Origin of the sequence: Halalkalicoccus tibetensis, assembly GCF_037996645.1 — an archaeon.
Lineage (GTDB): Archaea > Halobacteriota > Halobacteria > Halobacteriales > Halalkalicoccaceae > Halalkalicoccus > Halalkalicoccus tibetensis.
The window spans coordinates 364,786-386,691 of the sequence record NZ_JBBMXV010000001.1; the positions used below are offsets into that span (position 1 = coordinate 364,786).

Here is a 21,906-nt window from a genome sequence, read left to right on the forward strand (position 1 = left end):
TGCGTTTAGTGGTTGCGAAGCTACGCCCCGTCGGCCCGCAGGTCGAGCCGTCGGGCGAATCCGTCGTAGGCCTCGTCGCTCGAGACGATCGTCTCTCCTCCGGACTCGACGAGGTGCAGCGCGTCGAACGGGGTGAAGCCGTGGTCGTCGACGTACGTCGCGGCCGTGACGATCGTCTCCACGTCGCCACGCACGTCGATGAGCCCCGCGGCGTTGGCCACGACTCGCTCGGCGCTGCGGTCCTCGCGGTAGGCGACCAGAAGCAGCTCGATGAGCGTGAGCTGGGAGGTCCACAGTTCGTCCCGATGGTCGCGATAGACCGTTTCGGCCGCTTCGCCGAGCCAGTCGTCGTCCTTGATGAGCGCGAGCAGGAAGTCCGTCTCCACGTACATTCAGCGTCCGGCCTCCGAGATCGCCCCGTCTCGGGCCTCGTCACGGAGCTCCTTAGCGCTCTTGTCGGTCCCGTCGAACTCCTCGCGGAGCGCCTCGAGTGGATCGTCCGCGATCGGGATCAGCTTGATCCCGTCCGGGAGTCGAACGAGATGGTAGCGCTCGCCGTAGCGCTCCCGGAGCTCCTTGGGCAGCGTCAGGCGACCCCGTTCGTCGAGCGTCGATTCGGTCACGTCCTCGAACACGGTGGGAACGATCAAAAGAGTTCCCCCTACTGCCCACATCTACCCATTCGAACGGGTGTTCGCCTCGGATCCGAACCGGTCGCACGGTGGGTGACGAGGTCCGGTGAACGATCCGGCAGAACGCCTATATGGCCCGTCCGGATAGCCGAAGGCGATGGTAACCGTCGTTCCGATAGCGATCGCCCTGATCGTCGTACTGGTCGTAGTCGAGCTGCTCTCGAAACGCGCCCTCGAGCGCTACGGAGAAGGACTGGGCAGCATGCCGACCGTCGTGCTGGAGGAGTTCCCCGGCATCAGCCCCGGACTACTGGAGAAGTATACAAGCTTCGACCCCGAACTCGGATGGGTGCCCCAGCCGAACCAGCAGAAGCAGAAGGACACCGGCGACCACCTCCCCGGCGAGGAGGTCGAGAGCGTCGTCACCTACTCGACCGACGAGTACGGCAGTCGGGTCTGTCCCGCCGCCGACCGCGATTCGGGCCGCGGCGCGGTCTCGACCTACGGCGACTCGTACTGCTTCTGCCGGGAGGTCGACGACGACGAGACCTTCCAGAACCATCTGGCCGAGGAGATCGACTCCCACGTCGGCAACTACGGCGGCGGGAACTACGGGCTCGACCAGGCGCTCCTGCGGATGAAACGCCAGTATCCCGAGGACCCGACCGATCACGTCTGCGTGGTCGTCACCGCCTCCTCGATCGCCCGGATCCTGAGCGTCTGGAAGCACTACCAGGAGTTCGGGAACGTGCTGGCCGTGAAACCGCGCTACGAGCTGAACGACGGCGAGCTCGAGCTGGTCGAGAGCCCCGTCGACGAGAAGGAGGACCTGCTCGATCTGGAGTCGCGCGCACCCTTCCTGCGGACCCACGACCACCACTACGAGAACTGGTTCAAGCCCCACCTCGCGAGCTTTCCCTACGCCACCGACTTCCTCACCAGCGCCGACCAGATCAAGTACGCCCTCTATGGGGTCGGGATCGACCTCGAGAGCGAGTACGACGTCTCGGTACCGGGGATCGACTTCGGGGCCCGGCAGGCGGCGACGAACCTGCGGCTCGAACGGTCCCGCGTGAAGTACCACGAGCGGCTGTTCGACGAGAAGGAGGACCTGCTCGACGCGCTGATCGGCGAGTTCGTTTCGTACGCCGAGGAACACGACTTCACGCCGACGTTCGTGATGGTCCAACAGCTCCGGTATGCGACCTACGAGGCCGAACACGGCCCGATCTACGGCGACCTCATGGATCGGCTCGACGAGCGCTACCCCGAACTGGAGACGATCGACATGGCCGAGCATCTCTCGGGGGACCCCGAATCGCTGTACGTCCAGCGCGGCGAGGGCGGCCACTACAGCCCCGAGACCAACGCGCGGATCGCCGAGGTGTTGGCCGAGGAGGTCGTGACCGACTGACTCCCTATTCGCTTGCCGACAGGGCGGCCCGCTCGTCGCCGGCCGATTCCGGCGTTTCCTCGCCGTCGACCGTTCTGTGCTGATCGTAGCCGAGCGCGTTCAGCAGGACCGTCTGGCCCGCATAGGACAGACAGTAGTCGAGCAGCCCGAACGGGTGGAGGTACCGCTGGTTCGCCGGCGGCAACAGCCCGCCGATGACGTGGATCGACCCGTCGATCGAACCGGCGGCCACGCGGGGGTAGCCCTCCTCGTCCTCGCCCAGCCAGCCCGCGACGGTCCCGCCGGCGGCCTCGAACTCGTCGGCATCGATCACGGTCGTCGGGGCGGTCCCCGCGTCGGTCACCGGATAGCCGAGCGGCGCGGGCTTCCAGAGCTCCGCCTCGATCCCCCGCACGCCATCGAGCAGTGGGTGGTCCTCTTTCGACGCGAGATGTGAGACCGTTTCCGTGACCTCGCCGATCGCCTCGGCGTCGATTCCGGCGTCCATCACCCCCGCCAGTCGTACCCCGTCATCGGTCAGGACGAGGTCTCCGCCCGCCTCGGTGTACGCGTCGAGTGCCTCGGCGTATATCGGGCGGTCGGCCCCGTCGTCGTGGATGACGACGACGTTCCCGTAGGCCGGCTTCCCGTCCTCGAGCAGCACACCCTCACAGACCTCCTCGACAGTGACTGGTTCGAACCCGCCGTCCTCGATGTACGCGTCGTGGTCCTCGAAGAAGGCGAGCGGCGAGACGTCGTACTCGCGCTGCTCGTAGCCGAGCACGTCCGCCGGATCCGGGCTCGCGACCCCCTCTGCCTCCCCCGAGACGGCGAGCGTCCAGAGGCTCACCGCGCTCTCCCCGTCGAGGCCCTCGACCTCGATCGTCCACTCGCCGGGGGCCGGTTCACAGAGGAACTGCTCGGTCTCGTCGTGCTCCATGCAGGCACAGCCGACGGTGTCGCCGTGGCCCGACAGCTCGTCGGTCTCGACGACGGCCTCCCCGTCGGGATCGCGGATCGTCACGCGAACGGAACCGAACTCCGGGCGGATGTGGACGTCGAGGCTGTTCGTCCCCGTCGGGACCTCGATCGTGACAGTCTCGCTCTCCCCGTCCTCGACGGTCACGTCGGTTTTGCTCGACTCGGTCTCGGCCTGCGTGAACGCGAGCTCCTCGGAGCTGCGCTCGACCGCGTCGCTCGTGACGTAGGCGGTCGTCGTCCCGCCGGCATCGATCGTCGCCTCGACCCCCTGGGCGAGGATCGTCGCGATCTCGACCATCGAGACCTGGTAGGCCGTGGCCTGGACGTCGACTGTCTCGGGGACGAACCGTTTCTCCATGGGCTCCTGGCTGTTCGACCAGGCCATCTCGGGGGCGATCGTTCGCGCGCCGAGCCCGCCCGCTTCCTCGGGCTGGCCGGCCCAACAGAGCAGCGCGCCCCCGACCTGATACGAGAGCGTATCGTGGATCGACCCCCACTCGAACAACCCCTCGTCGTTCAGCTGTGGAGGTAGCCAGTCGTCCCCGAGGTCGAGGGGCTCGCGCAACTGGTCCGCGTACTGCCGTTCCGCGGACGCGAGGATCGCGTCCTCGATGTCGTCGCGCGAGCCCAGCGCGTCGATCATCCCCCGATCGATCCGACGGTTGACCTCGTCGAGGGCGTGCTGGTCGGTCAGATCGAAGTCGCCGTTGGCGATCAGGCTGAGGACGAAGTGATCCGCCCACTGCATCCCGTGGTAGTCGGCGACGTACTCGATGTCGTCGTAGCCCCTGAGATGCGAGACGACCGACGTCGCATCCGGGACCCGCTCCTCGGTCTCGGACGGCGCGCCGTCGGGCTTGCCGGGGAAGTTGATCGGATCGATCCAGCCCAGGCTCGGGTACTGGCGGTTCGAGTCGAGGTGGAACGAGCCCTCCCAGGGCTCCTCGACGTCGGCCTCGTCGACGCCGCGCTGGAGCGCCGGCGTCCCCCGCTGGAAGTCGTCGAAGCGGCTCGCGAACTCCGGCTTGCGCGAGACCCAGCCGTCGGGGTTGGCCGTCACGAACACCAGCGCGACCTCCTCCAACAGGTCGTCGACCTCGGGACGTTCGCCCCGAAGGACCTCCTCGATCAGCCGGACGCCCGCCTCGACGCCCGCGCGCTCGTCGCCGTGGATCCCGATCGTGAACACGGCCTTGGGCTTGTCCGCGAACGACTCGCCGTGATCGTTCGTCAGCTCGGCCACCCAGACGTCCTGGGGGTCCTGCTCGCCCGACAGCAGGTTCTCGTGGCCGTGGGTTTCGCCGATCGGGGAGAACGCGAGCCGGTCGGGGTGCTCCTCGGCGAGGTGGGTCAGACCGGCGACCGTCTCCCGATAGCCGACGTACTCGACGCTCTCTTCGGGCGGGTGGAACACCCGTCCCGGGTACGAGTCGAGCTTCCAGAACGGGTTCGACCCCGGCGAGAACTCGAGGCGCTCGACGCCCTCGACTGCGAGGACCTCCTCGACCTCCGCGGTCGTGAGTCGGGCGTACGCCGCCGGCCCCGGGTCGGTCGTCGTCTCGATCGCCCACCCGGAGACGTCGTCGGTGGCACCCTCCGCCAGCCGGATCAGCGTCGCCGCCTCGTAGTCGTCGTCGGTGTGGTTGATGACGAACGCGTAGCGATCGGTCAGCCGGTCGTCCTCGAGCTCCGCCGTTGCCATCCCGGGCAGCGCAAGCGCCCCCGCCATCGCCGCCGAGAGCGCGAGGAACTCGCGTCGATCGACCGTTCCGTCGCCGAACCGCGACCCCTCTCCGTTCGGACTCCGTCGTTGTTCACTCATGTCGCGTCAACGGTTGTCCTATTTCGGTTCGAAGTATAATTAGCTACGGAAGTATTAACATAGAGCGATATCCGCCACGACGGTATTCGTCCTCGCCGCTCGCTAGCGAGCGGCGAGGGAGGGATCGAACGCCGTTTCCCGACACGACACGGCGGGTCAGGGAAGCGAGCCGGCGACGACCTCGCCGCCCTTGAGGACCGCCGTAGGTTCGTGGAGCAGCGAGACGTCCTCTAACGGGTCGCCCTCGACCACGAGCAGGTCGGCGTAGTTCCCCGGTTCGAGGACGCCGACGTCGAGGCCGACCACCTCGGCCGCGCTCGCGGTCATCGCCTCGATCGCCTCCGCCGGGCTCATCCCGTGTTCGACCATGAAGGAGATCTCCGTGCTGTTCGTTCCGTGGTAGTTGAAGGGGGTGCCCGCGTCCGTGCCGCCCGCGATGTTCACGCCCGCCTCGTAGGCCTGTCTGAACGACTCGATATGCCGTTCGTAGACGCTCCCGGTCTTGCGTGAGCTCTCCTCGGTCGCCTGTTCTGTGTTGCGCGCGATCCGGTAGGGCGCCGAGAGGGTCGGAACGAGCGTCACGTCGTTCGTGAGCAGCAGGTCGATCGCCTCCTCGTCGATGAAGGTGCCGTGTTCGACGGTGTCGACGCCCGCCGCGGCGGCGGCCTTGATCCCCTCGGCACCGTGGGCGTGGGTCGCCGCATGGACGCCCCGGCGGTGGGCCTCGTCGATCAGTGCTTCCAGCTCCTCGTGGGTGAACGCGAGCGTCTCGGGGTCGGTGCCCGGCGTCGTCACCCCGCCGGTCGCCATGAACTTGATGAATCCCGCACCGCGCTTGACCTGTTCGCGAACGGCCGTGCGACACTCCGTGGGTCCGTCGACCTCCCGGCCGAGGTGGTGGCCGTGGCCGCCGGTGATCGTGATCGACCGACAGTTCGTGAGCGTCCGCGGACCGGGTATGTCACCGCGATCGATCGCCCGCTTCACCACGACGTCGAGGTCGCGCGCACCCATCGCGCGCACGCTCGTCACGCCCGATTCGAGGGTCGTCCTGGCGTTTTTGACCTCGGTCAGCGTCAGTTCGGCGTCGCTCTGCCCGACGACGTCCTCGACGGTCGCCTGGCCAGACAGCGAGAAGTGGATGTGGGCATCGACCAGTCCCGGGAGGAGGGTGTGGTCCGACAGCGATACCGTCCGCTCGTCGCCCTGTGGTTCGGCATCGCCGACCGCTTCGATCAGCCCCGACTCGGGGTCGAAGCGGATCGCTCCGTCCGTCGTTAGCTCCTCGCGCCCGTCGAACAGGCGCGCGTCCCGCAGAATCATTACCGGAGTTTATCCGCCGGGGTGCTTGAATGGCACGAACTCGGTCGGCTCACCTGCGCCCGTCGCGGAGGTCGGCGCCGCTCACCTCGTCGCCACACCACTCACAGAACCCGATGTCCATCCCCTGGGTTCGATAACACCGGGAACAGCGCCGTTCGCTATCGATATCACCGACGAGGTTCTGTCGGTACGCGACCATGTACGCGTCGAGCGCGCTCAACCAGACGAGCACGAACAGCGGGACCGCCTGGAACGACGCGCCCACGAGCACGGACGGGCTCTCGACCCCCGGAGCGAGCACCACCGCCGCGGCCGCGACGAGCAGCAGCCAGCCGGCCGCACGGCGCCACCGCCGGAGGTAGAGGTGACCGAGCCCCGTCACCGGAAACGCGAGCGCGGCCGCGAGCCACGGCCGCTTCCGGGATGAGATGTCCATGTTTTGAAACGACGCGACAAGCCGTATTGAGTATTGTGGGCGAAACCACCGGTTAGGTCTGTGTTGCCAACTCACACGAACCGCGAGGGAGGGGTCGAACGCTTGCGGCGACATCGAACGCATCGAGGTCACCGATCCCTGGGTCGGCGCTCGGGATCACGGCGGGTTCCGCCGCTCCGGGAACCGCCGGCCGCTCGCTCGGCAGTTCTATCGGCGGGTCCCTGCAGGCACCGGTCGTCTTCGGGGCTGATCGCTGATTCCATATCGCCACGAATGGTTTATCTACAGCTCGCGCGCGATCATCTCGCCCCAGGGCTCGAAGCCGTGGCGGTCGTAGAAGGCCCGTGCCCGGGCGTTCTCGGGGTCAACGTCGAGGACGAGCCGATCGAGGGGAAGGTCCTGATCGCGCGCGAGCTCGCAGGCGGCCCCGATCAGGTCGTCGGCGAGCCCGGTGCCGCGGTGGGCGGGGGCGACGTAGAGCTCGTTTACCACCGCGGCGTCCCAGATCATCGCCATCTCCTCGGGCAGGACGAAGACGTAGCCCGCGTCGCCAGCGAGGGTTACACAGCGGGGGTCGCTTTCGACGCAGCGTTCGACCCAATCGAGATACCGCTCGCGGTAGCCGTCCGTGAGCTTCGCCTCGTAGCGGGCCTCCTTGGCCTCGCCGCCGGTCCCGGTCCCGAGCCCGCGTTCGAAGGCCGCCTTGAGCTTCCAGAGGTCCTCCCGGTCCGTTTCGGGGTCGTACGGTCGGTGATCCATACCCCCGCTCCGTCGGGAACGGGCTTCGGGCTGTCGTTGACCGACAGCTATGAGTACGGCCCTCGACGATCGTCGAACGAATGACCGAGACGTGTACGGCTCCGAACGGGGCGAGGGACGGATGAGCGGTCGTCCGGCCCGGGCGGAGCTCGCCGAGAAGGTCGCCGGCGAGATCACCCTCAGCGACGAGCCGGGTGCCACGCTCAGGAAATGGCGCACCGACTTCGACGTCTCCCAGACCGAGCTCGCCGAGGAGCTGTCGATCTCCTCGTCGGTGATCAGCGACTATGAGAGCGGGCGGCGTGCCAGCCCGGGGATCGGTGTCATCAGGCGGGTCGTCGTCGCGCTGTTGGATATCGACGAGCGCCGCGGGGGCGACCGGATCCGCCAGTACGCGCGCGTGGTCTCCGCGGGCTTCGAGAGCGACATCGTTCAGGACCTCCGGGAGTACCCCACGACGATCCCCCTGAACCGGTTCTACGGCGCCATTGGCGCCGACGAGATCGTCTCGGGAACCTCGGACCGGATCAGCGGCCACACCGTGATCGACAGCATCCAGGCGATCACCCGGCTCTCGAGCGAGGAGTTCTACCGCCTCTACGGCCAGAGCACGAACCGCGCGCTGGTGTTCACCGGCGTCACCCGCGGGGAGTCCCCGCTGGTCGCGATGCGGGTCGTCAACCCGACGCCCAACGCGGTCGTCCTCCACGGGCTGGGCCGCGAGGACCTCTGGGAACACGCCCCGGACCTGGCTCGGATGGACGGCTTCTCGCTTGCGGTCTGTAACGCGGACCTCGAGGAGACGCTGGATCGGCTCCGGGAACTGCCTTAGGTCACGAGGTAGTACGGGTCCTCGAGGATCAGCGGGGTCAGGGCCTCCCGGAGGTCGCGCGCACGGAACGCGAGCACTCGAAGGCCGTTCAGGTCGTACTCCTCGAGGACGCCCGCTTGCTCGAGGTCGTTCCGGATCTTCGGCCGGTTCCAGGTGACCGGCATGGTGTACTCGTGTGAAGGGTGTGTGATCTCCTCGTGCACCCCATCCTCACGGCAGATCACGCCCTCGTAGGCGGCGGTCTCGAGATAGGGAACGTCGAGCCGGCTCTCGAGGTAATGGATCTGCGAGGAGCGCAGCCAGTCGGTGCCGACGTTCAGATAGCGGGCGTTCTCTCGATCGAGCCGGGCGAAACAGCCGTCCTCGGCCCACGTGTCGGTGTGATCACAGCCCGGGAACCGATACGGTCCCTTGACGAGGATCGAGTTGGTGGGGTCGTCGGTGCGGTATTCACAGTCCTCGAGGAACAGCCGCGAGAACGCCCCGAACTTCGGCACCGAGTAGCGCTTGTGGTAGACCCTTCCGTCGACCGAGCGGAAAGAGGGCGTGAACCCCGGGTTGAGGACCGACTCGAACCGATCGTCGAGCCGCCCCAGGAGAAACGCGTATGGGTCGCGATCGAACGCGCGCCGTAGGTCCCGCAGACCGACGTGGACGAACACGGTATCGGCGTCGGCGTAAACGTCGAGCACGTCGTCGAACGCCCGTTCGGACACCTCGCCGACCGTCGGATTGCGCCGCTTGCGGCGGACGACCATCGCCGCGCGGTTACGGAGCGTTCGGCCCCGCTGGTACCTCCCCTCGGCGATCCGTATCGCCGTTGCGATGCGCGATTTCCCCCGGTGGCTCGCGTTCGGAAGTTCCATTCCGGTTCCTCTCCACTGATAATGTATTTCAGACAACTATTCAATCTGGCGTATGTCACCACATCGATATGGGGAGACAGGGTTGCGATCGGCGACGAGGACCCGCCGGGACGGCCTGACGCTCGACGTCGTTCGACCCCCTCATGCACGGCCCCCGCATCGGCTTCCCGCACTTCCGCTCGGGGTGACCCTAGAGTCAGCCACGAGACCCGATACATCGTATAGTACGATACAGATCCGTCGGCGTCGGGCGTAGGCAGTAGAGGAAGGCGTTGAGTTCGCGGCCCTCCCCAGTCGGGACGGGCGACGGAATCGATCGGCGATCCGGCCATCGTGGATCGACGATCCCGACGGTACGGACGTCGACGTTACCGATTTCCTCCATTGGTATCAGTGTTGATACTTTCTGCGTAACGTTTATCGACGATGTCAGTATTTTGGTATTATGAGCGAACGATCGGAACCCAGCGGACCGAGGCGAACGGACGGCGGCACGGTGACCGACGAGAGTGGCGGCGAACCGGGACCGAAGGGGGCGAGTTCTGGGGGTCTCCGTCCGACGATTGACGCGGCCGACGAAACCGAACGGCTCCGCTACGAGCGCGACTACTGGCGCGGGCTGTTCGAACAGCTGATCGAGGAGAACCCGGAGGCGGCATGGGTCGTCGACGGCGCGGACGAGTTCGCGTACTGCAACGACGGGATCGCGGCGATGAACCGGGTGGAGAAGGCGGAGATCGTCGGCGAGAGCGTGGACGAGTTCCTCGCCGCCCAGGGGTCGGAGGGGATGGAGACGTTCGCACAGACGGTCATGCACGAGGGCGAGGCGCGGTGTGATCCCGAGCCCCGCCACATCCCCAAGGCGGAGGGCGACATCTGGATCCGCTCGAGCGGCGTTCCGCTCAGAAACCCCGAGGGGGAGGTCGTCGCCGGCCTCGAGACCGCATCGAACGTGACCGGGCTCGTCGAACAACGAAAGGCGATCGCGCGGGCCCAGGAGCAGGTGGCCGACGAGGTGTCGACGAGCGCCACCCGCGCGGAGGAGGCGACGGAGCGCGTCGCCGACGCGATCGGCGAGGCGGGCGAACTCGCCGCCGAGCAGTCGGAAGACATGAACGAGGTGTCCGGCGAGGTGTCGTCGGTGTCGGCGACCGTCGAGGAGATCGCGGCGTCGGTCGAGGGGATCAGCGAACAGTCGGAGGCCGCGACGCGACTCGCGATCGAGAGCACCGACGCGGGCGAGTATGCGGCCGATCGGATGGAGCGCGTCGCCGAGAGCGGCGACGAGGCGGCCGAACGAACGCGCGAGCTCGCCGAGCAGATCTCACAGGTCGACGAGATGGTGGGGATCATCAACGAGATCGCGGATCGGACCAACATCCTCGCGCTCAACGCGAACATCGAGGCCGCGCGGGCCGGCGCGGCGGGCAACGGCTTCGCCGTCGTCGCGAACGAGGTGAAGTCGCTCGCCACGCAGGTAAGCGAGGAGTCAGACCGCATCGAAGACGTGATCGAGGAGACGCGCGAGGACGCCACCGATACCGTCGAGAGCATCGAATCGGTCACCGACGAGATCCGTACCAGCGCGGAGGCGGTCCGGGAGGTCGTCGACAACCAGGCCGAGATCGTCGACTCGGTGAGCGGGATCTCCGCCGGAATGGAGGAGATCGCCGAAGCGACCGACGATCAGGCGGGGCGGGCCGAGGAGGTCTCGAGCATGGTCGACACCGCCGCCGACCGGTCGCGCCGGGTGGCCAGGGTGGTCGATACCGCCGTCGCGTCCAACGAGGAGCAGACCGGGCTCGTCCGTGAGATCGCAGCCGCGATCGACCGGCTCGAAGCGACCGTCGACCGGATAGAGACCGGCGGAGCAGAAGCGGGGAGCACGGTCCCCTAAGGCGGGCAACCGGTCGCGGTACGGTCGAGAGCGCGAGCCGGCGAGTCCCGTCGTGTGAGGGTCGCTACTCGACGAACCGGTACTTCCGTTCGCCCATCCGACCCCAGCCGTCGAAGACGAACTCCCCGTGCGGGTCGGTGAACTGTTCGATTTCCCCCTGATCGAGGTCGCTCTCGATGTCGTGGTTGTGCACGTCGTGGACGCGCTCGTACTCCTCGTAGGAGAGGTCGTAGCGGTCCTCGATCTGCTGGTCGATCGTCAGGTCGGCGATCTTCCTCTCCCAGGTGTCCTGGACGGTCTCGGCGTGGATCTCCGCCTGCGCGCCGCTGCCGTACGAACCGACGAGCAGGCGCTCGCCCGCCAGGTCCCGGTCCTCCTCGAAGGCGGTCCTGAGCGCGCTCGTCCGCGCGAGGTGGACCGAACCGGTGTACCAGTTGCCGACCTCCCGCGAGATCGTGAGCGTCGGGTCGATCACGCGGCCGTACCACTCCTGGTAGGCGTCGGTGCGTTTCAGCCCGTCCATGTACTCGTTGAGCGCCTCCTCGTAGGCCTCCTCGTCAGCGTGGGACTCCGTCCCACTGGATTCCGGGCCTTGCCCGGAGACGCCGAACGCCTCCTCGCGGGGCTGGCGGCCGATCTCATCGGCCAGCTCCTCCTCCTGCTGGGTGTCACGGATCATCCGCCGGTAGCCGAACAGCGCGGCCTTCCGGACCATGCCCGGGAACGGCGTGTGAAAGGGGATGTACGCGAAGTCCTCGGTGCGTGCGCGCCCCGCGACGCCCTCGAAGTCCTCGAGGGCCTCGCGCATGCGAGCGAGATACACCTGCACGCTCCGCTTGCCGTCGACCGACGGGAACTGCTGGTTGGGCTTCAAAAAGTCCGTCTCGTCGGCGCTCCCGTAGCCCTGTTCGGTCGAGAGGCTCACCAGCTCGGGGTCCTCGGAGATGAGCATCGCGACCGCGCCGGCGCCCTGGGTCGCCTCGCCGGGGTCGTTCCGCGCGTACAGCGCGGTGTCGGTCGCGATCACGAGCGCCGAGCGGCCCCTGTTTCTCCCTGCTTTGATCCAGTTGTAGGCGTCGTCGATCGATTGGGTGCCCGCGACGCAGGCGAACTTCCGCTCGCCCTTGTTGGCGTGGCTGAACTTCCCGTCGTAGACTCCCTCCAGACAGCCCGCGATATACGTCGAGACGGGTTTCGAGTTGTCGAAGGAGCTCTCGGTCGCGACGTCGATCCGGCCGATGTCCTCGGGTTCGAGGCCCTCGTGTTCCATCAGCCGGTGGGCGGCGTTCGCGCCCATCGTCACGATGTCCTCGTAGGTGTCGGGGAAGGAGCTCGCGTTCAGCCCGAGGCCTTTCGTGTACTTCTCGGGGTCCTCGCCCTTCGCCGGCGCGAAGGTGTTGGGCAGGTCGAGCTTGAGCTTCCCGGTCCAGATCTCGATGGCGTCGATGCCGACCTCGGTCATACGTCCTAACTATCGTGGCAGTTATATGGGCCTGTCGACTATCGGTTCGACGATCGACGTACGGCAGGGTCGGAGCGGGCGCTGGTCGAAGCAGTGTCTTCAGCAAGCCTCGCTTCGGACCCGAGCGCGCTTAGCTCTCCTCGTCGGCGTCTTCCTCCTCGATGACTTCGGGGTCGCGCATCGCGTTCTGGAGGCTGTCGAGGCCGTTGACCCACTCCGCGACGAAGCCGTACTCGATCTCCTCGCCGATGCTCACGTCGAGGTTCTCGCCGTCGACGATCCGGGTGCCGGCCTGCGCACAGTAGCCGAGCGCCGCGTCGAAGTCCTCCTCGGCCTCCGCGTCGGCCGCCGTGCGGACGTATTCCTCGATCGAGGCCTCCTCGCTGGCCCCGCTCAGGATGTACTCCTCGGCGGCGGCGAACACGCAGACCAAGCTCGTCTGGACGCCGTCGATCAGGAAGGCGGTCTCCTCGTCCTCGACCTCGACGTCCGAGAGGACGATCTCGCGGACGTCCGCGAGCTCCTCGATGGCCTCCTCCTCCTCCTCCAGTTCGCCCTCCTCGTGGGCGTTGACGATCTTCGCGACGGCGATGGCGGTGTCGTCCTGCAGGTTGAGCAGCAGGCGCGCCGAGTCCTCGTCCTCGGGGTCGATCTCCTCGGCTTTCAGTCGGTCGATCCAGTTCTGCCACCGTTCCTCGGAGTAGAACGCTTCGGGCGGGGTGCTCATACCGAAGGGTGTCGACCCGCGTTCAAAGCCCTTTCTCTACTCGTCTAAAGTGTCGATCGTATCGATCCCGTAGACCCGCTCGGGCGTCTCGACGTGTGCCGTCCGGATCGCGTCGTCGTAGCCCTCCTCGCGCAGCCAGCCTACCCGTCTCGGCACCGTCTTGGGACCCATCACCGCCCCCGGCCGGTCGGGATCGTCGATGAAGTCCGTCTCCATCATGAACGGCTCGCCCGATTCGGCGGCACGGCGCAGCTCGTCCTTATCGCAGATGACGCTCGGCGTCGGGCCCGCGAGCCGGCCGCCCGCGTAGTGTTTTACCACCCGCTGGGCCGGTAACCCCCGCTCCCCGGCCCACTCGGCGATCTCCGTGAGGTCCTCGCTGCCCTCCGTATGCAGCTGGACCGCACAGCCGTGCTCCGCGCCGAGCGCCAGCGCGTGTCGTAGGGTCTCGTTCGAGGCCTTCCATACTTCGTTGCTCACCTCGTAATGGGGTCGCCCGGACTTGAGCGCCAGCGCCCGCCCGTCGAGGTACTCTCTCGCGAGGTCGAGCCCGGCGCGCATGATCTCCCCGGCTCCCTCGGGATCATGGCCCGCATCGACGAGCTGGGAGATCAGCCCCGGATGCACCCCGAGGACGGGCCACGCGCGCCCGTCGAGGACGTCGTTCGCCTCGGCGACCGCCCCGAGGGTGGTCTCGAAGACGTGGCGGAAGTCCGCGCCCGACTCGGGGAGTTCCCCGAGATGCCAGGAGGGTTTGTTGACGACGAGCAGATGGGTGCCCCCCGAGCGCGCGAAGTCCTTGACGGCCTCGATCCCCCGACCGTGGTCGGGGTCGAGATGCAGGTGGTCATCGAGGATCGGCTCCATACCGGGGCTTCTCGTGCGGGTCCGAAAGGGCTACGTATCGCCGTCGAGCAGCACCGCCTCCTGGGCGGCGTTGCGAAGCGCGTCGGAGCGGCCGTAGGTACCGGGTGCGACCGCCACCGTGTGGATCCCCCGTTTGGCGGCCTTCTCGAGGACCGGCTTGAAGTCGGTGTCCCGCGAGACGACCATCAGGGTGTCGATCGCGTCGGTGTAGACGAGCTCGGTGGCGTCGATCGCGAGCTTCACGTCGACGTCGCCGCTGGTGATGACCACCTCGTACCCGCGGGCTTCCGCGGCCTGGATCAGCCCCGGCGTGGCGTGTTCGTCGAGATACAGCCGGGTCGCGACGAGCGTTCCCGAGTCGAGGCCCACGGCCCGCACGTCGTCGAGATCCACGTCGAACTCGTCGCGCAGCACGTTCGGCCCGTCGACGAGCAGCCCGACCCGCCGGCGGTTCGATCCCCCGGGCCGAACCCGATCCAGTAGCTCCCGCAGACCCGCTCGAACTCCCATGCCATCGTCACTCGGGGGTCGGATAAAAACCGTGTCGGATTCCCGGGGCGATCGACGGAAACCCTTAGACCCTCCCGCGCGACAGCCGAGGTATGTCAGATCGCAGGCCGCCGCTGTACGCCACCCATGACGGCGCTGACGCGAAATTCACCCCCTTCGGGGGCTGGGCGATGCCCGTCGAGTTCGACTCCATCCGAACCGAACACGAGGCCGTCCGCGAATCGGCCGGGATCTTCGACGTCTCCCACATGGGCGAGATCGAGCTCTCGGGCCCCGACGCCGCCGCGCTGCTCCAGGGGCTGACCACCAACGACGTCGAATCCCTCTCCGTAGGGCGCGCACAGTATTCGGCGATCACCGACGAGGAGGGCACCATCCTCGACGACACAGTCGTTTATCGGCTCGACGAGGAGGAGTTCCTCTTCATCCCCAACGCGGGTCACGACGAACGGATGGAGGAGCGATGGGAGAGCCACCGCGAGGAGTGGGACCTCGACTGCGAAGTCGAGAACGCCACCGAGGACTGGGCGATGTTCGCGATCCAGGGGCCCGAGGCGGAGGACCTCGTCGCCGAGGCGGCGGGCGAGGAGCTGCGCGACCTCGGGCGATTCGCGATCACGGAGGCCAGGATCGCGGGCGCGGACTGCCTGCTGGCCCGGACGGGCTACACCGGCGAGGACGGCTTCGAGGCGCTCGTGCCGTGGGACGCGGCCGAGGAGGTCTGGAAGGAGTTCGACTGCCAGCCCTGCGGGCTCGGCGCCCGGGACACCCTCCGCATCGAGGCGGGCTTCCTGCTCTCGGGCCAGGACTTCGACCCCGAGGAGAACCCCCGGACCCCCTACGAGGCCCGGATCGGCTTCGCGGTCGACCTCGACACCGAGTTCGTCGGCCGGGACGCCCTCGCGCGCGTCAACGAGGACGGGCCCGAGGAGCTGTTCATCGGCCTGCGCCTCCTCGAACGCGGGGTCCCCCGCAACGGCTACGAGATCCGCGCGGACGACGGGGCGATCGGCGAGGTCACCAGCGGGACGATGAGCCCCACCCTCGGGGAGCCGATCGGATTGGGCTACGTGCCGACGGAGTACGCCGAGGAGGGTCGCGAGGTCGCGGTACGGATCCGCGGGTCGGACAAAAGGGCAAGGATTGAAGCCCCCGGCTTCCTCGGTGATAGGCAATGAGCTTCGACGTACCCGAGGAGCTGTACTACCTGGAGTCCCACGAGTGGATCGACCCCGACAGCGGGAGGGTCGGAATCACCGAGTTCGCACAGGACGAGCTCGGCGACGTGGTGTTCGTCGAACTTCCCGAGGAGGGCGAGGAGCTCTCTCAGGAGGGGGAGTTCGGCGTCGTCGAGTCCATCAAGGCCGTCTCGGACCTCTACTCGCCGGCCGACGGCGAGGTCAGGGCGGTCAACGAGGCGCTGTTCGACCGGCCCGAACTGCTCAACGAGGACCCCTTCGGCGAGGGCTGGATGCTCGAACTCGACGTCGCGGGCGAGCTCGACGGGCTGCTCTCGGCGGAGGAGTACCGCGAGCAGATCGAGTAGCCGCGAGCGGCCGGAACCCCGCTCTTCATGTACTGGCGGGCGTAAGAGCCGCCATGAACCGGCCGACAGCTACCACGCTTTTCGTGACAGATGACGACACAACACAGCCGCGGTAGCCCCTTCGCACCGCACACCGACGAGGAGACCGCGGCGATGCTCGCGGCGGTCGGCGCCGAGAGCGTCGAGGAGCTGTTCGACATCCCCGACCCGGTGCGCTTCGACGGCGAGTTCGGGATCGAGCCCCGGGGCGAGCGCGAGCTCCGCGCCGAGACCCGGGCGCTCCTTGGGCGCAACGACGACCTGACGGAGTTCCTCGGGCGCGGCCACTACGACCACTACGTCCCGTCGCTCGTCGACCACCTCGCCGACCGGTCGGAGTTCCTCACCAGCTACACCCAGTATCAGCCCGAGATCACCCAGGGCTTCCTCCAGGTGCTCTTCGAGTACCAGTCGATGCTCGTCGAGCTGACTGGTTTAGAAGTCGCGAACTGCTCGATGTACGACGCCGCGACGGCGTTGGGCGAAGCCGCGACGCTCGCTGATCGAGTGAGGGAGACGAGCGGGTCGACCGTTCTGGTCCCCGAGCTGATGCGTGAAGAGCGCCGTTCGGTCCTCGAGAACTACACCGAAGGGGCGGGGCTGAGCGTCGAGACGTACCCGCACGACGACGCGAACGCGGACCTCGACGCGCTCACGGAGATCGCGAGCGAGGAGACGGTGATGATCTACGCCGAGAGCCCGACGGTCCGCGGGGCCATCGAAGAACGGCTGGGAGAGATCGGCGACCTGACCGACGCGAACGACGCGCTGTTCGTTCTCGGCTCCGACCCGGTCGCGCTGTCGGTGCTCGAGGAGCCCGCGGCGGTCGGCGCGGACGTCGTGATCGGCGACGCCGCGACGCTGGGACTGGGAACGAGCTACGGAATGGGACTGGGTCTGTTCGCGACCCGCGAGGAGTTCGTCCGGCAGGTGCCCGGGCGGCTGGTCGGCGCGAGCACCGACTCGGGGGGCGAGCGTACCTACACCCTCACCCTCCAGACCCGCGAACAGCACATCCGCCGCGAGCGCGCGACCTCGAACATCTGCACGAACCAGGCGTGGGTCGCGCTTCGGACGGCGATCCACGCTGCGTGGCTCGGACCTAGCGGATTGGTGGATCTCGCCACCGAGTGTCTCGAGGCGCCCGCCGAGCTCGCCGAACGCCTCGACGACCTCACGGGGGTGAAGGCGCCGGTCCACGACCGCCACCAGTTCCGGGAGTTCGTCGCCCGAACCGACCAGCCCGCGGAAGCCGTCCGCGAGACGTTAGAGGGGAAGGGCTTCGCGGTCCACGCGATCGACGACCACCTGGTACAGGTCTGTGTGACCGAAACGAACACGGAGAGGACGGACGCGCTGGTCACCGCGTTCAGGGAGGCCGCCAAATGACGCTCGAATACACGCAAGCACGCTGGAACACGGACGAGGACGGCTACGAAGCGCTGCTCTCGGAGAAGAACGAGGAGACCGTCGAGACCGACGACGTCCCGCTTCCCGACGACCTGAAGCGCGACGAGCTGACGCTGCCCGAACTCTCCGAGCCCGAGCTCGCGCGCCACTACACCCGACTCAGCCAGATGAACTACGGGGTCGAGTCGGGACCCTACCCGCTGGGGAGCTGTACGATGAAGTACAACCCGAAGTTCACCGAGGACGTCGCGGCGCTGCCCTCCGCGGGGGTGCACCCGGATCGCTCGCCCGAGAGCATCCAGGGAACCCTCGAGCTGCTCCACCGTCTCGAGGACCAGCTCGCACGGATCGGCGGGATGGACGCGGTGACCCTCCAGCCGCCCGCGGGCGCGGCCGGCGAGTTCGTCGGCATTCTGATCGCGAAGGCCTACCACGAGTCCCGAAACGACGAGCGAAGCGAGGTCGTGATCCCCGACGCGGCCCACGGGACGAACTTCGCGAGCGCCGCGATGGGGGGCTACGATGTCGTCGAGCTGCCTTCGGGCGAGGACGGTCGGGTCGACCTCGACGCCCTCGAAGCGGCACTCTCCGAGGAGACCGCGGCGCTGATGCTGACCAACCCCAACACGCTGGGGCTGTTCGAGCGCGACATCGAGGAGATCGCGGGGATGGTCCACGACGTCGGCGGGCTGCTCTACTACGACGGCGCGAACCTGAACGCCCTCCTCGGGAGAGCGCGCCCCGGCGACATGGGCTTCGACGTCATGCACTACAACGTCCACAAGACGTTCGCGACACCCCACGGCGGCGGCGGACCCGGTGCCGGACCCGTCGGCGTCAGCGAGGAGCTCGCGGAGTTCCTGCCGAACCCGCACGTCCGTGAGGGGGACGGCGGTTACGAGCTGTACGAGCCCGAGAGCTCGATCGGCAAGGTGCACGGCTTCATGGGCAACTGGCTCGTGCTGATCAAGGCCTACGCCTACATCGCCCGGCTCGGCGATTCCGGGCTGTCGGACGCCAGCGCGAAGGCGGTGCTCAACGCGAACTACCTGGCGAGCCAGGTCGAGTACGACACCCCCTATGAGCCGTTCCACCACGAGTTCGTCGCGAGCGCGGGCGAGCAGGACGCCGCCGACGTCGCAAAGCGGATGCTCGACTACGGCGTCCACCCGCCGACGACCAAGTGGCCCGAGCTCGTGAGCGAGGCGCTGATGACCGAGCCCACCGAGGTCGAGAACCGGAGCTCGCTCGATCGGCTCGCACAAGCGTTCAACGCCGTCGCGGGCGAGGACCGCGAGGCGATCGAGGCGGCGCCCGAACGGACGGCCGCGGGACGGATCGACCAGACCGAAGCGGCACGGAACCTCCGGCTCTCGTGGCGGGCACTCGACGAGGATTCATAACCGAGCCGGGATAATCCGGCCGGTTTTAGCAACTCTTACTATCTGCCCACCCTTCGATTAATACATGACAGTCGTCAGCGTCTCGATGCCCGAGGAACTGCTGAACCGGATCGACGAGTTCGCGGACGATCACGGCTACACCGGCCGCAGCGAGGTCGTCCGGGAGGCCTCGCGCAACCTGCTGGGGGAGTTCCAGGACCGCGAGCTCGAGGACCACGAGCTGATGGGCGTGATCACCGTGCTGTTCGACTACGAGACCACGAGCGTCGAGGAACGGATGATGCGCCTGCGCCACGAACACGAGTCGCTGGTCACCTCGAACTTCCACAGCCACGTCGGGGACCGCTACTGCATGGAGCTGTTCATCCTCGAGGGGAACCTCGAGGGGATCTCGGAGTTCGTCGGGAAGGTCCGTGCGACGGGCGACATCCTCACCGTCGACTACTCGGTGATCCCGGTCGACGACTTCGCCGCGACGCTCTCGCAGTCGTAGTCCGGCACGCCAAAGCCTGACCCCCGTTATCGGCACCGCTCCGCGTGGTTCCATCGGCCCGGCTACTGTTCGGGTTCGACCTCCGCGAAGCGCTCGTCGAAGAGCGCAGTGACCCGTTCTTCGATCTCGTCGCGGATCTCGCGCACCTCGTCGACGCTCCTCCCGTGCGGGTCCTCGAGGTCCCAGTCGCGCACGTCGACGTCGGCGTCGAGTTCGAGCGTCGAACAGCCCATCGTCGCGACGACGTCACACGAGTCGAGCTCCTCGGTCGAAACCTCCCGGGGTTCGCGATCCGAGAGGTCGATATCGAGTTCGGCCATCGCCTCGATCACCTCTTCGTGGACCGACTCGGCGGGATGGGTGCCGCCGGTGAGGATCTCGAGGTCGTCGAGCCCGCGCCGCTCGCGCTCGCGTTCGGCGAACGCGGCGGACATCTGGCTACGGCCGGCGTTCTGCACGCAGACGAACCCGAACCGGACGGGGCGCTCGGTGTCCATGTCCCATCCGATGGGTGACCGGGGCTTCACTGCTGCTATGAGGGCTATATATCGCTATAGAAGCGCGAAAGCGGGCCGCCTACGCCTGGCCCTGGCTCGAATCGATGCCGTTGATCCTCACGAACCCGTAGTCACAGTCGGGACAGTGCCACTTGACCTTCTCGCCGAGGTGGAGCGTCGTGCTCGCCGCCCGGTAGAACGTCCGCTCGTCCCCACAGTCCGGACAGTCGTGGTCGAGTTCCTGCATACCGGCCTTCGGACGCGATGGCGCTTAACCGTGATGATTCCTCGGGCCCGTGACCCGATGCGGGGGCATTCCGTCGTCGGAGGCGATCCTCATAGGAAGATCCGGACGGGTCGACGGCCCCTTGCTCGGTTTCGGATCGGGGATCAGTTCGCGGCCAGCCGCGTCGGGAGTTCGTGGCGATAGCAGGTCCGGCCCGCCGCCCGGAGGACGACTCGGGCCCGGTCGTTCCCGGACTCGAGGTCGATCCGCGGTTCGTCGTCGGGGAGCCGGACCTTACAGACGTGCTTGTAGGTGGTTTCGGCGGTGGAGTCCCCGTCGACGAGCGCCTCGTCGATCCGCGCGTCCGTCTCCAGGTCGCGGAGCTCGACCCGATAGTCCCCGTCGCGCTTCTCGATCTCGACGACCCCGGATCGGTTCGTCATGGATAATCATACGTCGATCGGGAACATAAACGTAATCCGAGACGGCGTCGCGTGACACGCGGCGCGTGCTATCGGTTAGCTACCCAATGAGGTACGCGGGCTGACGCTGCCGGTCTGGCGGTGGACGCCGTAGACGAGGACCGCACCCGCCACGAGGGGGACGACCGCGCAGGCGGCGTAGACGGGGGCGAAGCCGATCGACTCGACCAGCGGCAGCGAGATCATCGGGCCGATCCCGCCGCCGATATCGCCGAGCACGTTGTTCGTCCCCATCGCCCGCCCCATGCGCTCGTCGGGGGTCAGGTCCGCGAGCAGGGCGATCATCGGGCCGCTGGTCCCGCCCTGGCCCGCGCCGATGAACACGCAGGCGACGACGAGCGAGGCGACCGAGTCGGCCGTCGTGAGCAGGACGAACCCAACAAACGAGACGATGAGGAAGGCGAGGAGGATGGGAACGCGCATCCCGAGCCGGTCGCTCATGACCCCGCCGCCGAGCATCAGCCCGGCCGCTGAGAGGACGGTCACGGCCATCAGCACGCCCGAGGAGGCCTGCGGGCCGTAGCCGAGCACCGAGAAGTCGTTGGCGCCCAGAAAGAGCACGAGCGTCGAGAACAGCGCGCCCAGATACGCGAAGTAGAGCCCGAAGTTGACGAACCCGACGGTCAGCGCGGGGATCGTCGTCTCGATCTCCCAGGGCTTGACCGCGGTCTTCGACTCGCTGACGTGTGTTTCGGGGATGGTAAGGTACGCGAGGATCCCCGCGACGAAGGCGAAGGCGGCCGCCAGCGCGAAGGCGGTCGGGATCGTGAACAGCTCGCTGACGACCCCGCCCAGCACGAGGCCGGCCGGGAAGCCAAGCGTCATCCCGCCACGGACGACGCCCATGTTCGTTCCCCTCGATTTCCCGGTGCTGACGTCGGCGGCGATGGTGTAGGCGGTGGCGAACACCAGCGCGCTGCCGATCCCCCAGATCACCCGGGCGAGCAGGAACCACGCCTCGGGGTAGGCCGACAGCATCGCGACGATGTAGCCGAGCGTGGCGACGGCCTCGATGAACAGCCCCGCGATGAAGGGCGTCCGGGTGCCGATCCGGTCGACCAGCGCGCCGGCGGGCGTGTTGGCGATCGTCCGCGTGAAGCGGTTCGCGCTCAGGATCAGCCCGACGAGAAAGGGCGAGATCCCGAGCACCGCTCCCAGATTGGGGAGGATCGGGAAGACCACGCCGCCGCCGAAACCGACGAAGAACGTGCTGAGGATGACGGCGAGGATGACCGTCCGTTCACGCCGCACGCGCCGACGGCCCCCGCTCGTGTGTTTCGAGTGCAGTACGCATCGGCTTCGT

General features: G+C 67.5%; 23 protein-coding genes. 8 read left to right on the forward strand and 15 right to left on the reverse strand.

Annotation, left to right across the window (positions count from 1 at the left end; all coding sequences use genetic code 11):
* Positions 1-20 precede the first annotated feature (20 nt).
* Both WOA58_RS02100 and WOA58_RS02105 read right to left on the reverse strand, forming a co-directional pair.
* On the reverse strand, positions 21-392 hold the full coding sequence (locus WOA58_RS02100; RefSeq protein ID WP_340602490.1) for a type II toxin-antitoxin system VapC family toxin: 372 nt from the start codon (positions 390-392) through the stop codon (positions 21-23).
* Positions 393-623, reverse strand: coding sequence for an AbrB/MazE/SpoVT family DNA-binding domain-containing protein (locus tag WOA58_RS02105; RefSeq protein WP_340603115.1), 231 nt, complete (start codon positions 621-623; stop codon positions 393-395). It abuts the gene before it with no gap.
* 166 nt (positions 624-789) lie between these two features.
* On the opposite strand from WOA58_RS02105, the gene WOA58_RS02110 reads away from it, so the two are divergent.
* Positions 790-2,046 (forward strand): hypothetical protein, encoded by a 1,257-nt coding sequence (locus WOA58_RS02110; RefSeq protein ID WP_340602491.1) that lies wholly within the window; start codon positions 790-792, stop codon positions 2,044-2,046.
* A gap of 4 nt (positions 2,047-2,050) precedes the next feature.
* Here the strand turns inward: WOA58_RS02110 and WOA58_RS02115 are convergent, their stop codons facing one another.
* The 4 genes from WOA58_RS02115 to WOA58_RS02130 form a co-directional block, all read right to left on the reverse strand.
* Positions 2,051-4,828: a M14 family zinc carboxypeptidase gene (locus tag WOA58_RS02115; RefSeq protein WP_340602492.1), complete on the reverse strand. Its 2,778-nt coding sequence runs from the start codon at positions 4,826-4,828 to the stop codon at positions 2,051-2,053.
* 156 nt (positions 4,829-4,984) lie between these two features.
* Complete coding sequence (locus tag WOA58_RS02120) at positions 4,985-6,151, reverse strand: metal-dependent hydrolase family protein (RefSeq protein WP_340602494.1); 1,167 nt, start codon at positions 6,149-6,151, stop codon at positions 4,985-4,987.
* 49 nt (positions 6,152-6,200) lie between these two features.
* Positions 6,201-6,587, reverse strand: a complete 387-nt coding sequence (locus WOA58_RS02125) for a zinc ribbon domain-containing protein (protein ID WP_340602495.1) — start codon at positions 6,585-6,587, stop codon at positions 6,201-6,203.
* A gap of 282 nt (positions 6,588-6,869) precedes the next feature.
* Positions 6,870-7,346 (reverse strand): GNAT family N-acetyltransferase, encoded by a 477-nt coding sequence (locus WOA58_RS02130; RefSeq protein ID WP_340602496.1) that lies wholly within the window; start codon positions 7,344-7,346, stop codon positions 6,870-6,872.
* Between the two features lie 121 nt (positions 7,347-7,467).
* Between WOA58_RS02130 and WOA58_RS02135 the strand changes: the two genes are divergently transcribed.
* Positions 7,468-8,178 (forward strand): helix-turn-helix domain-containing protein, encoded by a 711-nt coding sequence (locus tag WOA58_RS02135; protein WP_340602497.1) that lies wholly within the window; start codon positions 7,468-7,470, stop codon positions 8,176-8,178.
* On the opposite strand, the gene WOA58_RS02140 is transcribed toward WOA58_RS02135, so the two are convergent.
* A complete protein-coding gene (locus WOA58_RS02140; RefSeq protein ID WP_340602498.1) occupies positions 8,175-9,044 on the reverse strand; it encodes an AAC(3) family N-acetyltransferase in 870 nt (289 codons plus the stop codon). The two genes, WOA58_RS02135 and WOA58_RS02140, sit on opposite strands and share 4 nt — an antisense overlap.
* A 445-nt stretch (positions 9,045-9,489) precedes the next feature.
* Here WOA58_RS02140 and WOA58_RS02145 point away from each other — a divergent pair, with 445 nt between their 5' ends.
* Complete coding sequence (locus WOA58_RS02145) at positions 9,490-10,941, forward strand: methyl-accepting chemotaxis protein (RefSeq protein WP_340602499.1); 1,452 nt, start codon at positions 9,490-9,492, stop codon at positions 10,939-10,941.
* Positions 10,942-11,005: 64 nt separating this feature from the next.
* Here WOA58_RS02145 and hmgB read toward each other — a convergent pair whose 3' ends face one another.
* From hmgB to WOA58_RS02165, 4 genes are all read right to left on the reverse strand, one after another.
* Positions 11,006-12,403: a hydroxymethylglutaryl-CoA synthase gene (hmgB, locus tag WOA58_RS02150; protein WP_340602500.1), complete on the reverse strand. Its 1,398-nt coding sequence runs from the start codon at positions 12,401-12,403 to the stop codon at positions 11,006-11,008.
* A 130-nt stretch (positions 12,404-12,533) separates the two neighbouring features.
* Positions 12,534-13,130 carry a DUF2150 family protein gene (locus WOA58_RS02155; protein ID WP_340602501.1) on the reverse strand — a complete coding sequence of 199 codons (597 nt, stop codon included), beginning with the start codon at positions 13,128-13,130 and terminating at the stop codon, positions 12,534-12,536.
* Positions 13,131-13,166: 36 nt separating this feature from the next.
* Positions 13,167-13,997 (reverse strand): TatD family hydrolase, encoded by an 831-nt coding sequence (locus tag WOA58_RS02160; protein WP_340602502.1) that lies wholly within the window; start codon positions 13,995-13,997, stop codon positions 13,167-13,169.
* A gap of 30 nt (positions 13,998-14,027) precedes the next feature.
* Positions 14,028-14,507: an NYN domain-containing protein gene (locus WOA58_RS02165; protein WP_340602503.1), complete on the reverse strand. Its 480-nt coding sequence runs from the start codon at positions 14,505-14,507 to the stop codon at positions 14,028-14,030.
* A gap of 92 nt (positions 14,508-14,599) precedes the next feature.
* Between WOA58_RS02165 and gcvT the strand changes: the two genes are divergently transcribed.
* The 5 genes from gcvT to WOA58_RS02190 all read left to right on the forward strand — a co-directional run bounded on the left by gcvT (position 14,600) and on the right by WOA58_RS02190 (position 19,398).
* A complete protein-coding gene (gene gcvT, locus WOA58_RS02170; RefSeq protein WP_340602504.1) occupies positions 14,600-15,685 on the forward strand; it encodes a glycine cleavage system aminomethyltransferase GcvT in 1,086 nt (361 codons plus the stop codon).
* Entirely contained in the window at positions 15,682-16,053 is a 372-nt protein-coding gene (gene gcvH / locus WOA58_RS02175; protein WP_340602505.1) for a glycine cleavage system protein GcvH, read from the forward strand. The genes gcvT and gcvH overlap by 4 nt, the downstream gene beginning before the upstream one ends.
* Positions 16,054-16,143: 90 nt before the next feature.
* Positions 16,144-17,481, forward strand: a complete 1,338-nt coding sequence (gene gcvPA, locus WOA58_RS02180; RefSeq protein WP_340602506.1) for an aminomethyl-transferring glycine dehydrogenase subunit GcvPA — start codon at positions 16,144-16,146, stop codon at positions 17,479-17,481.
* Positions 17,478-18,905, forward strand: a complete 1,428-nt coding sequence (gene gcvPB, locus WOA58_RS02185; RefSeq protein ID WP_340602507.1) for an aminomethyl-transferring glycine dehydrogenase subunit GcvPB — start codon at positions 17,478-17,480, stop codon at positions 18,903-18,905. The genes gcvPA and gcvPB overlap by 4 nt, the downstream gene beginning before the upstream one ends.
* A 64-nt stretch (positions 18,906-18,969) precedes the next feature.
* Positions 18,970-19,398, forward strand: coding sequence for a CopG family ribbon-helix-helix protein (locus WOA58_RS02190; protein ID WP_340602508.1), 429 nt, complete (start codon positions 18,970-18,972; stop codon positions 19,396-19,398).
* A gap of 62 nt (positions 19,399-19,460) precedes the next feature.
* On the opposite strand, the gene WOA58_RS02195 is transcribed toward WOA58_RS02190, so the two are convergent.
* From WOA58_RS02195 to WOA58_RS02210, 4 genes are all read right to left on the reverse strand, one after another.
* The gene (locus WOA58_RS02195) at positions 19,461-19,895 is read right to left on the reverse strand and encodes an arsenate-mycothiol transferase ArsC (RefSeq protein ID WP_340602509.1); all 435 of its coding nucleotides are present in this window, start codon (positions 19,893-19,895) and stop codon (positions 19,461-19,463) included.
* 79 nt (positions 19,896-19,974) lie between these two features.
* The gene (locus WOA58_RS02200) at positions 19,975-20,142 is read right to left on the reverse strand and encodes a DUF7838 family putative zinc beta-ribbon protein (RefSeq protein ID WP_340602510.1); all 168 of its coding nucleotides are present in this window, start codon (positions 20,140-20,142) and stop codon (positions 19,975-19,977) included.
* Between the two features lie 143 nt (positions 20,143-20,285).
* Positions 20,286-20,564 carry a hypothetical protein gene (locus tag WOA58_RS02205; protein WP_340602511.1) on the reverse strand — a complete coding sequence of 93 codons (279 nt, stop codon included), beginning with the start codon at positions 20,562-20,564 and terminating at the stop codon, positions 20,286-20,288.
* A gap of 75 nt (positions 20,565-20,639) precedes the next feature.
* Positions 20,640-21,854: an MFS transporter gene (locus WOA58_RS02210; protein ID WP_340602512.1), complete on the reverse strand. Its 1,215-nt coding sequence runs from the start codon at positions 21,852-21,854 to the stop codon at positions 20,640-20,642.
* Positions 21,855-21,906 lie beyond the last annotated feature (52 nt).

What these genes read in the sequence shown, in the direction of transcription:
- WOA58_RS02100 (WP_340602490.1), bottom strand. Translation starts at nt 392, where the DNA reads ATGTACGTGGAGACGGACTTCCTGCTCGCGCTCATCAAGGACGACGAC.
- WOA58_RS02110 (WP_340602491.1), top strand. Translation starts at nt 790, where the DNA reads ATGGTAACCGTCGTTCCGATAGCGATCGCCCTGATCGTCGTACTGGTC.
- WOA58_RS02115 (WP_340602492.1), bottom strand. Translation starts at nt 4,828, where the DNA reads ATGAGTGAACAACGACGGAGTCCGAACGGAGAGGGGTCGCGGTTCGGC.
- WOA58_RS02120 (WP_340602494.1), bottom strand. Translation starts at nt 6,151, where the DNA reads ATGATTCTGCGGGACGCGCGCCTGTTCGACGGGCGCGAGGAGCTAACG.
- WOA58_RS02125 (WP_340602495.1), bottom strand. Translation starts at nt 6,587, where the DNA reads ATGGACATCTCATCCCGGAAGCGGCCGTGGCTCGCGGCCGCGCTCGCG.
- WOA58_RS02130 (WP_340602496.1), bottom strand. Translation starts at nt 7,346, where the DNA reads ATGGATCACCGACCGTACGACCCCGAAACGGACCGGGAGGACCTCTGG.
- WOA58_RS02135 (WP_340602497.1), top strand. Translation starts at nt 7,468, where the DNA reads ATGAGCGGTCGTCCGGCCCGGGCGGAGCTCGCCGAGAAGGTCGCCGGC.
- WOA58_RS02140 (WP_340602498.1), bottom strand. Translation starts at nt 9,044, where the DNA reads ATGGAACTTCCGAACGCGAGCCACCGGGGGAAATCGCGCATCGCAACG.
- WOA58_RS02145 (WP_340602499.1), top strand. Translation starts at nt 9,490, where the DNA reads ATGAGCGAACGATCGGAACCCAGCGGACCGAGGCGAACGGACGGCGGC.
- hmgB (WP_340602500.1), bottom strand. Translation starts at nt 12,403, where the DNA reads ATGACCGAGGTCGGCATCGACGCCATCGAGATCTGGACCGGGAAGCTC.
- WOA58_RS02155 (WP_340602501.1), bottom strand. Translation starts at nt 13,130, where the DNA reads ATGAGCACCCCGCCCGAAGCGTTCTACTCCGAGGAACGGTGGCAGAAC.
- WOA58_RS02160 (WP_340602502.1), bottom strand. Translation starts at nt 13,997, where the DNA reads ATGGAGCCGATCCTCGATGACCACCTGCATCTCGACCCCGACCACGGT.
- WOA58_RS02165 (WP_340602503.1), bottom strand. Translation starts at nt 14,507, where the DNA reads ATGGGAGTTCGAGCGGGTCTGCGGGAGCTACTGGATCGGGTTCGGCCC.
- gcvT (WP_340602504.1), top strand. Translation starts at nt 14,600, where the DNA reads ATGTCAGATCGCAGGCCGCCGCTGTACGCCACCCATGACGGCGCTGAC.
- gcvH (WP_340602505.1), top strand. Translation starts at nt 15,682, where the DNA reads ATGAGCTTCGACGTACCCGAGGAGCTGTACTACCTGGAGTCCCACGAG.
- gcvPA (WP_340602506.1), top strand. Translation starts at nt 16,144, where the DNA reads ATGACGACACAACACAGCCGCGGTAGCCCCTTCGCACCGCACACCGAC.
- gcvPB (WP_340602507.1), top strand. Translation starts at nt 17,478, where the DNA reads ATGACGCTCGAATACACGCAAGCACGCTGGAACACGGACGAGGACGGC.
- WOA58_RS02190 (WP_340602508.1), top strand. Translation starts at nt 18,970, where the DNA reads ATGACAGTCGTCAGCGTCTCGATGCCCGAGGAACTGCTGAACCGGATC.
- WOA58_RS02195 (WP_340602509.1), bottom strand. Translation starts at nt 19,895, where the DNA reads ATGGACACCGAGCGCCCCGTCCGGTTCGGGTTCGTCTGCGTGCAGAAC.
- WOA58_RS02200 (WP_340602510.1), bottom strand. Translation starts at nt 20,142, where the DNA reads ATGCAGGAACTCGACCACGACTGTCCGGACTGTGGGGACGAGCGGACG.
- WOA58_RS02205 (WP_340602511.1), bottom strand. Translation starts at nt 20,564, where the DNA reads ATGACGAACCGATCCGGGGTCGTCGAGATCGAGAAGCGCGACGGGGAC.